Consider the following 13,428-nt stretch of genomic DNA (forward strand, 5'->3'; position numbering starts at 1 on the left):
TGTGATGTATTTCAAATGTTGAATTTTTATCGAAAAACGCGAGTTCTGATGGGTTTTTGAGCGAACGGAAAATAAATTGGAAAAAAGGGTTGTCATCGATACAGCGATCTCTATAATGCCGCCTCACCGACACGGAGTGAGACGCAAGTCACAATGCGGAGTCGGTTGAGAGAGAAAAGAAAGTTTGAAAAAACGCTTGACTCTCAAAATGGGAAGCGTAAGATACGCACCCCTAACGACGAGACGCGAAGCGGTTCGAAAGTTAGAAAATGTTCTTTAAAAATATAGACCTATCAATCTGTGTGGGCACTCGTTGATGATAATCAAATTAGATATTTCTCTTAATAAAGAGCGGTATCAAATTAGGTTTTCAATGAACTGAGTGACCAATCAAGACTTCTTTTGGAAACATCAGAGGACTTGGCACAGTCAATTCATTATCGTTCTGTTGGAACGATAATAGCTTTAAAATTACATAAGTAGTTTTGAAGTCAGTATTCATTGAGCCCGTTCTTCGGAACATCAAAAATCTTAAATTGAAGAGTTTGATCATGGCTCAGATTGAACGCTGGCGGCAGGCCTAACACATGCAAGTCGAGCGGAAACGAGTTAACTGAACCTTCGGGGGACGTTAACGGCGTCGAGCGGCGGACGGGTGAGTAATGCCTGGGAAATTGCCCTGATGTGGGGGATAACCATTGGAAACGATGGCTAATACCGCATAATAGCCCGGTTCTTCGGAATTGGTCTCAAAGAGGGGGACCTTTTAGGCCTCTCGCGTCAGGATATGCCCAGGTGGGATTAGCTAGTTGGTGAGGTAATGGCTCACCAAGGCGACGATCCCTAGCTGGTCTGAGAGGATGATCAGCCACACTGGAACTGAGACACGGTCCAGACTCCTACGGGAGGCAGCAGTGGGGAATATTGCACAATGGGCGCAAGCCTGATGCAGCCATGCCGCGTGTGTGAAGAAGGCCTTCGGGTTGTAAAGCACTTTCAGCAGTGAGGAAGGTGGTGTCGTTAATAGCGGCATCATTTGACGTTAGCTGCAGAAGAAGCACCGGCTAACTCCGTGCCAGCAGCCGCGGTAATACGGAGGGTGCGAGCGTTAATCGGAATTACTGGGCGTAAAGCGCATGCAGGTGGTTAGTTAAGTCAGATGTGAAAGCCCGGGGCTCAACCTCGGAACTGCATTTGAAACTGGCTGACTAGAGTACTGTAGAGGGGGGTAGAATTTCAGGTGTAGCGGTGAAATGCGTAGAGATCTGAAGGAATACCGGTGGCGAAGGCGGCCCCCTGGACAGATACTGACACTCAGATGCGAAAGCGTGGGGAGCAAACAGGATTAGATACCCTGGTAGTCCACGCCGTAAACGATGTCTACTTGGAGGTTGTGGCCTTGAGCCGTGGCTTTCGGAGCTAACGCGTTAAGTAGACCGCCTGGGGAGTACGGTCGCAAGATTAAAACTCAAATGAATTGACGGGGGCCCGCACAAGCGGTGGAGCATGTGGTTTAATTCGATGCAACGCGAAGAACCTTACCTACTCTTGACATCCAGAGAACTTAGCAGAGATGCTTTGGTGCCTTCGGGAACTCTGAGACAGGTGCTGCATGGCTGTCGTCAGCTCGTGTTGTGAAATGTTGGGTTAAGTCCCGCAACGAGCGCAACCCTTATCCTTGTTTGCCAGCGAGTAATGTCGGGAACTCCAGGGAGACTGCCGGTGATAAACCGGAGGAAGGTGGGGACGACGTCAAGTCATCATGGCCCTTACGAGTAGGGCTACACACGTGCTACAATGGCGCATACAGAGGGCGGCCAACTTGCGAAAGTGAGCGAATCCCAAAAAGTGCGTCGTAGTCCGGATTGGAGTCTGCAACTCGACTCCATGAAGTCGGAATCGCTAGTAATCGTGGATCAGAATGCCACGGTGAATACGTTCCCGGGCCTTGTACACACCGCCCGTCACACCATGGGAGTGGGCTGCAAAAGAAGTGGGTAGTTTAACCTTCGGGAGGACGCTCACCACTTTGTGGTTCATGACTGGGGTGAAGTCGTAACAAGGTAGCCCTAGGGGAACCTGGGGCTGGATCACCTCCTTATACGAATAGATTATTGCGATGAGTGTTCACACAGATTGATTGGTTTATAGATTTAAGACACCGTGTCCCGTTCGTCTAGAGGCCTAGGACACCGCCCTTTCACGGCGGTAACAGGGGTTCGACTCCCCTACGGGATACCATCTTTAAGCGTTTTCTCTATCGAGAATTCTTAAAAATGGTTACTTCATTACGAAGTGATTAGCTCTTTAAAAATTTGGAAAGCTGACGAATAACATTTGATTAATGTTATTCAATTAAAAGTTCTCAAATCCTAGATGATTTAATCATTTAGGTACCAACACACATTCAAGTGTTCTTGGGAATCACGAAAGTGATTCATATTTGAGTCCGGCAAAATCGAGTCTGCACATGTATAAAAATGCAGACAACTTTGGTTGTTTGATTAAACAATCTCATGGTTTCATCTGAAACTCTTTGGGGTTGTATGGTTAAGTGACTAAGCGTACACGGTGGATGCCTTGGCAGTCAGAGGCGATGAAAGGCGTAATAACTTGCGATAAGCCCAGATTAGGTAGTAATAACCTTTGAGTCTGGGATTCCTGAATGGGGAAACCCACCTGCATAAGCAGGTATCGCTGAGTGAATACATAGCTCAGCGAGGCGAACCGGGGGAACTGAAACATCTAAGTACCCCGAGGAAGAGAAATCAACCGAGATTCCGAAAGTAGCGGCGAGCGAAATTGGATTAGCCCTTAAGCTTTTAATGAGACAGGTGAAGGCTCTGGAAAGTGCCGCGATACAGGGTGATAGCCCCGTAACCGACATCTCATCATCAGTGAAATCGAGTAGGGCGGGACACGTGATATCCTGTCTGAATATGGGGGGACCATCCTCCAAGGCTAAATACTACTGACTGACCGATAGTGAACCAGTACCGTGAGGGAAAGGCGAAAAGAACCCCTGTGAGGGGAGTGAAATAGAACCTGAAACCGTGTACGTACAAGCAGTAGGAGCACCTTCGTGGTGTGACTGCGTACCTTTTGTATAATGGGTCAGCGACTTATATTCAGTGGCAAGGTTAACCGTTTAGGGGAGCCGTAGGGAAACCGAGTCTTAACTGGGCGTTCAGTCTCTGGATATAGACCCGAAACCAGGTGATCTAGCCATGGGCAGGTTGAAGGTTGAGTAACATCAACTGGAGGACCGAACCGACTAATGTTGAAAAATTAGCGGATGACTTGTGGCTAGGGGTGAAAGGCCAATCAAACCTGGAGATAGCTGGTTCTCCCCGAAATCTATTTAGGTAGAGCCTCGGACGAATACTACTGGGGGTAGAGCACTGTTAAGGCTAGGGGGTCATCCCGACTTACCAACCCTTTGCAAACTCCGAATACCAGTAAGTACTATCCGGGAGACACACGGCGGGTGCTAACGTCCGTCGTGGAGAGGGAAACAACCCAGACCGCCAGCTAAGGTCCCAAAGTATAGCTAAGTGGGAAACGATGTGGGAAGGCTTAGACAGCTAGGATGTTGGCTTAGAAGCAGCCATCATTTAAAGAAAGCGTAATAGCTCACTAGTCGAGTCGGCCTGCGCGGAAGATGTAACGGGGCTAAGCTATACACCGAAGCTGCGGCAATACAGTTTACTGTATTGGGTAGGGGAGCGTTCTGTAAGCCGTTGAAGGTGAACTGTAAGGTTTGCTGGAGGTATCAGAAGTGCGAATGCTGACATGAGTAACGATAAAGGGGGTGAAAAACCTCCTCGCCGGAAGACCAAGGGTTCCTGTCCAACGTTAATCGGGGCAGGGTGAGTCGACCCCTAAGGCGAGGCCGAAAGGCGTAGTCGATGGGAAACGGGTTAATATTCCCGTACTTCTTACAATTGCGATGGGGGGACGGAGAAGGCTAGGTGGGCCTGGCGACGGTTGTCCAGGTTCAAGTGCGTAGGCTTAAGAGTTAGGTAAATCCGGCTCTTTTTAAGGCTGAGACACGATGTCGAGCTACTACGGTAGTGAAGTCATTGATGCCATGCTTCCAGGAAAAGCCTCTAAGCTTCAGATTGTAAGGAATCGTACCCCAAACCGACACAGGTGGTCGGGTAGAGAATACCAAGGCGCTTGAGAGAACTCGGGTGAAGGAACTAGGCAAAATGGTACCGTAACTTCGGGAGAAGGTACGCTCCTCGCGGTGAAGTCCCTTGCGGATGGAGCTATGGGGAGTCGCAGATACCAGGTGGCTGCAACTGTTTATTAAAAACACAGCACTGTGCAAAATCGTAAGATGACGTATACGGTGTGACGCCTGCCCGGTGCCGGAAGGTTAATTGATGGGGTTAGACTTAGGTCGAAGCTCTTGATCGAAGCCCCGGTAAACGGCGGCCGTAACTATAACGGTCCTAAGGTAGCGAAATTCCTTGTCGGGTAAGTTCCGACCTGCACGAATGGCGTAATGATGGCCACGCTGTCTCCACCCGAGACTCAGTGAAATTGAAATCGCTGTGAAGATGCAGTGTACCCGCGGCTAGACGGAAAGACCCCGTGAACCTTTACTACAGCTTGGCACTGAACATTGACCCTACATGTGTAGGATAGGTGGGAGGCTTTGAAACTAGTACGCCAGTATTAGTGGAGCCGTCCTTGAAATACCACCCTTGTAGTGTTGATGTTCTAACTTGGTCCCCTAATCGGGGATGAGGACAGTGCCTGGTGGGTAGTTTGACTGGGGCGGTCTCCTCCCAAAGAGTAACGGAGGAGCACGAAGGTGGGCTAATCACGGTTGGACATCGTGAGGTTAGTGCAATGGCATAAGCCCGCTTGACTGCGAGAATGACAATTCGAGCAGGTGCGAAAGCAGGTCATAGTGATCCGGTGGTTCTGAATGGAAGGGCCATCGCTCAACGGATAAAAGGTACTCCGGGGATAACAGGCTGATACCGCCCAAGAGTTCATATCGACGGCGGTGTTTGGCACCTCGATGTCGGCTCATCACATCCTGGGGCTGAAGTCGGTCCCAAGGGTATGGCTGTTCGCCATTTAAAGTGGTACGCGAGCTGGGTTTAGAACGTCGTGAGACAGTTCGGTCCCTATCTGCCGTGGGCGTTGGAAGATTGAAGGGGGCTGCTCCTAGTACGAGAGGACCGGAGTGGACGAACCTCTGGTGTTCGGGTTGTGTCGCCAGACGCATTGCCCGGTAGCTAAGTTCGGAATCGATAACCGCTGAAAGCATCTAAGCGGGAAGCGAGCCCTGAGATGAGTCTTCCCTGGCACTTTAAGTGTCCTAAAGGGTTGTTCGAGACTAGAACGTTGATAGGCAGGGTGTGTAAGCGTTGTGAGGCGTTGAGCTAACCTGTACTAATTGCCCGTGAGGCTTAACCATACAACACCCAAAGGGTTTTGATGGACTCAAAGCAAGAACAAATTGAATGTGTAAGAGAACACATTAACAGCTTTCCAGATATTTTGGCTTTTAGCTTTTTTGAAAAGCTGAAAACCAAAGCAGAATTTGCTTGGCGACCATAGCGTTGTGGACCCACCTGATTCCATGCCGAACTCAGAAGTGAAACGCAATAGCGCCGATGGTAGTGTGGGGCTTCCTCATGTGAGAGTAGGACATCGCCAGGCTTTAATTTCGCACTTGCTTAGTATCTAAGCAAGTCACCATAAATCTTTAAGTTTTCTTAGAGTTTTATGTTGACTTTCAAAGTGGGAAGCGTATCATACGCACCTCGCTGAGGCACTTAAGGTGCTGAAAGCAAAGCTCTTTAACAATATAAACCTATCAATCTGTGTGGGCACTCGTTGATGATAATCAAATTAGATACTTCGGTATCAAATTAGGTTTTCAATGAACTGAGTGACCAATCAAGTCGAAAGACTTGGCACAGTCAATTCATTATCGTTCTGTTGGAACGATAATAGCTTTAAAATTACATAAGTAGTTTTGAAGTCAGTATTCATTGAGCCGACAAAATCTTAAATTGAAGAGTTTGATCATGGCTCAGATTGAACGCTGGCGGCAGGCCTAACACATGCAAGTCGAGCGGAAACGAGTTAACTGAACCTTCGGGGGACGTTAACGGCGTCGAGCGGCGGACGGGTGAGTAATGCCTGGGAAATTGCCCTGATGTGGGGGATAACCATTGGAAACGATGGCTAATACCGCATAATAGCTTCGGCTCAAAGAGGGGGACCTTCGGGCCTCTCGCGTCAGGATATGCCCAGGTGGGATTAGCTAGTTGGTGAGGTAATGGCTCACCAAGGCGACGATCCCTAGCTGGTCTGAGAGGATGATCAGCCACACTGGAACTGAGACACGGTCCAGACTCCTACGGGAGGCAGCAGTGGGGAATATTGCACAATGGGCGCAAGCCTGATGCAGCCATGCCGCGTGTGTGAAGAAGGCCTTCGGGTTGTAAAGCACTTTCAGCAGTGAGGAAGGTGGTGTCGTTAATAGCGGCATCATTTGACGTTAGCTGCAGAAGAAGCACCGGCTAACTCCGTGCCAGCAGCCGCGGTAATACGGAGGGTGCGAGCGTTAATCGGAATTACTGGGCGTAAAGCGCATGCAGGTGGTTAGTTAAGTCAGATGTGAAAGCCCGGGGCTCAACCTCGGAACTGCATTTGAAACTGGCTGACTAGAGTACTGTAGAGGGGGGTAGAATTTCAGGTGTAGCGGTGAAATGCGTAGAGATCTGAAGGAATACCGGTGGCGAAGGCGGCCCCCTGGACAGATACTGACACTCAGATGCGAAAGCGTGGGGAGCAAACAGGATTAGATACCCTGGTAGTCCACGCCGTAAACGATGTCTACTTGGAGGTTGTGGCCTTGAGCCGTGGCTTTCGGAGCTAACGCGTTAAGTAGACCGCCTGGGGAGTACGGTCGCAAGATTAAAACTCAAATGAATTGACGGGGGCCCGCACAAGCGGTGGAGCATGTGGTTTAATTCGATGCAACGCGAAGAACCTTACCTACTCTTGACATCCAGAGAACTTAGCAGAGATGCTTTGGTGCCTTCGGGAACTCTGAGACAGGTGCTGCATGGCTGTCGTCAGCTCGTGTTGTGAAATGTTGGGTTAAGTCCCGCAACGAGCGCAACCCTTATCCTTGTTTGCCAGCGAGTAATGTCGGGAACTCCAGGGAGACTGCCGGTGATAAACCGGAGGAAGGTGGGGACGACGTCAAGTCATCATGGCCCTTACGAGTAGGGCTACACACGTGCTACAATGGCGCATACAGAGGGCGGCCAACTTGCGAAAGTGAGCGAATCCCAAAAAGTGCGTCGTAGTCCGGATTGGAGTCTGCAACTCGACTCCATGAAGTCGGAATCGCTAGTAATCGTGGATCAGAATGCCACGGTGAATACGTTCCCGGGCCTTGTACACACCGCCCGTCACACCATGGGAGTGGGCTGCAAAAGAAGTGGGTAGTTTAACCTTCGGGAGGACGCTCACCACTTTGTGGTTCATGACTGGGGTGAAGTCGTAACAAGGTAGCCCTAGGGGAACCTGGGGCTGGATCACCTCCTTATACGAATAGATTATTGCGATGAGTGTTCACACAGATTGATTAGGTTTGTAAAGATAAAGAGATTTTGTTTTTGCTGAAAAGCGAAAGCAGAAAATAGTAAGTGCCCAACACTTGCTGCTTAGTGTCCCGTTCGTCTAGAGGCCTAGGACACCGCCCTTTCACGGCGGTAACAGGGGTTCGACTCCCCTACGGGATACCATTGGGTCGTTAGCTCAGTTGGTAGAGCAGTTGACTTTTAATCAATTGGTCGCAGGTTCGAATCCTGCACGACCCACCATTTCCTTCCACGGGAAATGTAAAAAACTAAATGTGGGCGATTAGCTCAGTTGGGAGAGCACCTCCCTTACAAGGAGGGGGTCACTGGTTCGAGCCCGGTATCGCCCACCATTCTCTAAGTAATTTTGGATTAAGATTTTCCAAACCACTTCATTAAAACGTACGTGGTTGGAATTTTTGCCGCCGAGATTCTTTAGAAAATGCATTAAGTTTGCATTGCTCTTTAACAATTTGGAAAGCTGACGAATAACATTTGATTAATGTTATTCAATTAAAAGTTCTCAAATCCTAATCTTTTGATTAGGTACCAACACACATTCAAGTGTTCTTGGGAATCACGAAAGTGATTCATATTTGAGTCCGGCAAAATCGAGTCTGCATCATGTATAAAAATTGCAGACAACTTTGGTTGTTTGATTAAACAATCTCATGGTTTCATCTGAAACTCTTTGGGGTTGTATGGTTAAGTGACTAAGCGTACACGGTGGATGCCTTGGCAGTCAGAGGCGATGAAAGGCGTAATAACTTGCGATAAGCTCAGATTAGGTAGTAATAACCTGTGAGTCTGAGATTCCTGAATGGGGAAACCCAACTGCATAAGCAGTTATCGCTGAGTGAATACATAGCTCAGCGAGGCGAACCGGGGGAACTGAAACATCTAAGTACCCCGAGGAAGAGAAATCAACCGAGATTCCGAAAGTAGCGGCGAGCGAAATTGGATTAGCCCTTAAGCTTTTAATGAGACAGGTGAAGGCTCTGGAAAGTGCCGCGATACAGGGTGATAGCCCCGTAACCGACATCTCATCATCAGTGAAATCGAGTAGGGCGGGACACGTGATATCCTGTCTGAATATGGGGGGACCATCCTCCAAGGCTAAATACTACTGACTGACCGATAGTGAACCAGTACCGTGAGGGAAAGGCGAAAAGAACCCCTGTGAGGGGAGTGAAATAGAACCTGAAACCGTGTACGTACAAGCAGTAGGAGCACCTTCGTGGTGTGACTGCGTACCTTTTGTATAATGGGTCAGCGACTTATATTCAGTGGCAAGGTTAACCGTTTAGGGGAGCCGTAGGGAAACCGAGTCTTAACTGGGCGTTCAGTCTCTGGATATAGACCCGAAACCAGGTGATCTAGCCATGGGCAGGTTGAAGGTTGAGTAACATCAACTGGAGGACCGAACCGACTAATGTTGAAAAATTAGCGGATGACTTGTGGCTAGGGGTGAAAGGCCAATCAAACCTGGAGATAGCTGGTTCTCCCCGAAATCTATTTAGGTAGAGCCTCGGACGAATACTACTGGGGGTAGAGCACTGTTAAGGCTAGGGGGTCATCCCGACTTACCAACCCTTTGCAAACTCCGAATACCAGTAAGTACTATCCGGGAGACACACGGCGGGTGCTAACGTCCGTCGTGGAGAGGGAAACAACCCAGACCGCCAGCTAAGGTCCCAAAGTATAGCTAAGTGGGAAACGATGTGGGAAGGCTTAGACAGCTAGGATGTTGGCTTAGAAGCAGCCATCATTTAAAGAAAGCGTAATAGCTCACTAGTCGAGTCGGCCTGCGCGGAAGATGTAACGGGGCTAAGCTATACACCGAAGCTGCGGCAATACAGTTTACTGTATTGGGTAGGGGAGCGTTCTGTAAGCCGTTGAAGGTGAACTGTAAGGTTTGCTGGAGGTATCAGAAGTGCGAATGCTGACATGAGTAACGATAAAGGGGGTGAAAAACCTCCTCGCCGGAAGACCAAGGGTTCCTGTCCAACGTTAATCGGGGCAGGGTGAGTCGACCCCTAAGGCGAGGCCGAAAGGCGTAGTCGATGGGAAACGGGTTAATATTCCCGTACTTCTTACAATTGCGATGGGGGGACGGAGAAGGCTAGGTGGGCCTGGCGACGGTTGTCCAGGTTCAAGTGCGTAGGCTTAAGAGTTAGGTAAATCCGGCTCTTTTTAAGGCTGAGACACGATGTCGAGCTACTACGGTAGTGAAGTCATTGATGCCATGCTTCCAGGAAAAGCCTCTAAGCTTCAGATTGTAAGGAATCGTACCCCAAACCGACACAGGTGGTCGGGTAGAGAATACCAAGGCGCTTGAGAGAACTCGGGTGAAGGAACTAGGCAAAATGGTACCGTAACTTCGGGAGAAGGTACGCTCCTCGCGGTGAAGTCCCTTGCGGATGGAGCTATGGGGAGTCGCAGATACCAGGTGGCTGCAACTGTTTATTAAAAACACAGCACTGTGCAAAATCGTAAGATGACGTATACGGTGTGACGCCTGCCCGGTGCCGGAAGGTTAATTGATGGGGTTAGACTTAGGTCGAAGCTCTTGATCGAAGCCCCGGTAAACGGCGGCCGTAACTATAACGGTCCTAAGGTAGCGAAATTCCTTGTCGGGTAAGTTCCGACCTGCACGAATGGCGTAATGATGGCCACGCTGTCTCCACCCGAGACTCAGTGAAATTGAAATCGCTGTGAAGATGCAGTGTACCCGCGGCTAGACGGAAAGACCCCGTGAACCTTTACTACAGCTTGGCACTGAACATTGACCCTACATGTGTAGGATAGGTGGGAGGCTTTGAAACTAGTACGCCAGTATTAGTGGAGCCGTCCTTGAAATACCACCCTTGTAGTGTTGATGTTCTAACTTGGTCCCCTAATCGGGGATGAGGACAGTGCCTGGTGGGTAGTTTGACTGGGGCGGTCTCCTCCCAAAGAGTAACGGAGGAGCACGAAGGTGGGCTAATCACGGTTGGACATCGTGAGGTTAGTGCAATGGCATAAGCCCGCTTGACTGCGAGAATGACAATTCGAGCAGGTGCGAAAGCAGGTCATAGTGATCCGGTGGTTCTGAATGGAAGGGCCATCGCTCAACGGATAAAAGGTACTCCGGGGATAACAGGCTGATACCGCCCAAGAGTTCATATCGACGGCGGTGTTTGGCACCTCGATGTCGGCTCATCACATCCTGGGGCTGAAGTCGGTCCCAAGGGTATGGCTGTTCGCCATTTAAAGTGGTACGCGAGCTGGGTTTAGAACGTCGTGAGACAGTTCGGTCCCTATCTGCCGTGGGCGTTGGAAGATTGAAGGGGGCTGCTCCTAGTACGAGAGGACCGGAGTGGACGAACCTCTGGTGTTCGGGTTGTGTCGCCAGACGCATTGCCCGGTAGCTAAGTTCGGAATCGATAACCGCTGAAAGCATCTAAGCGGGAAGCGAGCCCTGAGATGAGTCTTCCCTGGCGCTTTAAGCGTCCTAAAGGGTTGTTCGAGACTAGAACGTTGATAGGCAGGGTGTGTAAGCGTTGTGAGGCGTTGAGCTAACCTGTACTAATTGCCCGTGAGGCTTAACCATACAACACCCAAAGGGTTTTGATGGACTCAAAGCAAGAACTTTGAATGTGTATTTAGACTTTTAAATCAGTTTTCCGAATTAAGAATTTGCTTGGCGACCATAGCGTTGTGGACCCACCTGATTCCATGCCGAACTCAGAAGTGAAACGCAATAGCGCCGATGGTAGTGTGGGGCTTCCCCATGTGAGAGTAGGACATCGCCAGGCTCCTATTTATTTTCACTTTTTTGAAAAGTGAAGACAAAAAGTTCGACTTTGCTTATTTTATAAGCAAGTCACCATAGAGTTCTAAATAAACTTAGAATTTTATGTTGACTTTCAAAGTAGAAAGCGTATTATACGCGTCCTGCTTAAGTGCTAAGGCACTGAAAGCAAAGCTCTTTAACAATATAAACCTATCAATCTGTGTGGGCACTCGTTGATGATAATCAAATTAGATTCTTCTCTTAATAAAGAGGGGTATCAAATTAGGTTTTCAATGAACTGAGTGACCAATCAAGTCGAAAGACTTGGCACAGTCAATTCATTATCGTTCTGTTGGAACGATAATAGCTTTAAAATTACATAAGTAGTTTTGAAGTCAGTATTCATTGAGCCGACAAAATCTTAAATTGAAGAGTTTGATCATGGCTCAGATTGAACGCTGGCGGCAGGCCTAACACATGCAAGTCGAGCGGAAACGAGTTAACTGAACCTTCGGGGAACGTTAACGGCGTCGAGCGGCGGACGGGTGAGTAATGCCTGGGAAATTGCCCTGATGTGGGGGATAACCATTGGAAACGATGGCTAATACCGCATAATAGCTTCGGCTCAAAGAGGGGGACCTTCGGGCCTCTCGCGTCAGGATATGCCCAGGTGGGATTAGCTAGTTGGTGAGGTAATGGCTCACCAAGGCGACGATCCCTAGCTGGTCTGAGAGGATGATCAGCCACACTGGAACTGAGACACGGTCCAGACTCCTACGGGAGGCAGCAGTGGGGAATATTGCACAATGGGCGCAAGCCTGATGCAGCCATGCCGCGTGTGTGAAGAAGGCCTTCGGGTTGTAAAGCACTTTCAGCAGTGAGGAAGGTGGTGTCGTTAATAGCGGCATCATTTGACGTTAGCTGCAGAAGAAGCACCGGCTAACTCCGTGCCAGCAGCCGCGGTAATACGGAGGGTGCGAGCGTTAATCGGAATTACTGGGCGTAAAGCGCATGCAGGTGGTTAGTTAAGTCAGATGTGAAAGCCCGGGGCTCAACCTCGGAACTGCATTTGAAACTGGCTGACTAGAGTACTGTAGAGGGGGGTAGAATTTCAGGTGTAGCGGTGAAATGCGTAGAGATCTGAAGGAATACCGGTGGCGAAGGCGGCCCCCTGGACAGATACTGACACTCAGATGCGAAAGCGTGGGGAGCAAACAGGATTAGATACCCTGGTAGTCCACGCCGTAAACGATGTCTACTTGGAGGTTGTGGCCTTGAGCCGTGGCTTTCGGAGCTAACGCGTTAAGTAGACCGCCTGGGGAGTACGGTCGCAAGATTAAAACTCAAATGAATTGACGGGGGCCCGCACAAGCGGTGGAGCATGTGGTTTAATTCGATGCAACGCGAAGAACCTTACCTACTCTTGACATCCAGAGAACTTAGCAGAGATGCTTTGGTGCCTTCGGGAACTCTGAGACAGGTGCTGCATGGCTGTCGTCAGCTCGTGTTGTGAAATGTTGGGTTAAGTCCCGCAACGAGCGCAACCCTTATCCTTGTTTGCCAGCGAGTAATGTCGGGAACTCCAGGGAGACTGCCGGTGATAAACCGGAGGAAGGTGGGGACGACGTCAAGTCATCATGGCCCTTACGAGTAGGGCTACACACGTGCTACAATGGCGCATACAGAGGGCGGCCAACTTGCGAAAGTGAGCGAATCCCAAAAAGTGCGTCGTAGTCCGGATTGGAGTCTGCAACTCGACTCCATGAAGTCGGAATCGCTAGTAATCGTGGATCAGAATGCCACGGTGAATACGTTCCCGGGCCTTGTACACACCGCCCGTCACACCATGGGAGTGGGCTGCAAAAGAAGTGGGTAGTTTAACCTTCGGGAGGACGCTCACCACTTTGTGGTTCATGACTGGGGTGAAGTCGTAACAAGGTAGCCCTAGGGGAACCTGGGGCTGGATCACCTCCTTATACGAATAGATTATTGCGATGAGTGTTCACACAGATTGATACGGTTTATGAATTA

At 49.5% G+C, this 13,428-nt stretch carries 4 tRNA genes and 7 rRNA genes; all 11 read left to right on the forward strand.

Going from position 1 to position 13,428, the window contains the following annotated elements:
• Positions 1–533 precede the first annotated feature (533 nt).
• The 11 genes from AAA946_RS00790 to AAA946_RS00840 all read left to right on the forward strand — a co-directional run bounded on the left by AAA946_RS00790 (position 534) and on the right by AAA946_RS00840 (position 13,373).
• A 16S ribosomal RNA gene (locus tag AAA946_RS00790) occupies positions 534–2,101 on the forward strand.
• 64 nt (positions 2,102–2,165) lie between these two features.
• Positions 2,166–2,241: transfer RNA gene (locus AAA946_RS00795), tRNA-Glu, on the forward strand.
• 307 nt (positions 2,242–2,548) lie between these two features.
• Positions 2,549–5,437, forward strand: a 23S ribosomal RNA gene (locus AAA946_RS00800).
• Between the two features lie 129 nt (positions 5,438–5,566).
• A 5S ribosomal RNA gene (rrf, locus tag AAA946_RS00805) occupies positions 5,567–5,682 on the forward strand.
• Between the two features lie 353 nt (positions 5,683–6,035).
• Positions 6,036–7,588: ribosomal RNA gene (locus tag AAA946_RS00810) — 16S ribosomal RNA — on the forward strand.
• A 123-nt stretch (positions 7,589–7,711) separates the two neighbouring features.
• Positions 7,712–7,787: transfer RNA gene (locus tag AAA946_RS00815), tRNA-Glu, on the forward strand.
• Between the two features lie 2 nt (positions 7,788–7,789).
• Positions 7,790–7,865: transfer RNA gene (locus tag AAA946_RS00820), tRNA-Lys, on the forward strand.
• A gap of 34 nt (positions 7,866–7,899) precedes the next feature.
• Positions 7,900–7,975, forward strand: a tRNA-Val gene (locus AAA946_RS00825).
• Positions 7,976–8,325: 350 nt separating this feature from the next.
• Positions 8,326–11,214: ribosomal RNA gene (locus AAA946_RS00830) — 23S ribosomal RNA — on the forward strand.
• An 89-nt stretch (positions 11,215–11,303) separates the two neighbouring features.
• Positions 11,304–11,419 (forward strand): 5S ribosomal RNA (rrf, locus tag AAA946_RS00835).
• 401 nt (positions 11,420–11,820) lie between these two features.
• Positions 11,821–13,373 (forward strand): 16S ribosomal RNA (locus AAA946_RS00840).
• The 16S, 23S and 5S rRNA genes sit together here with 4 tRNA genes alongside, the layout of an rRNA operon.
• Positions 13,374–13,428: the final 55 nt, after the last annotated feature.

The organism is Vibrio sp. 10N (assembly GCF_036245475.1).
Taxonomy (GTDB): domain Bacteria; phylum Pseudomonadota; class Gammaproteobacteria; order Enterobacterales; family Vibrionaceae; genus Vibrio.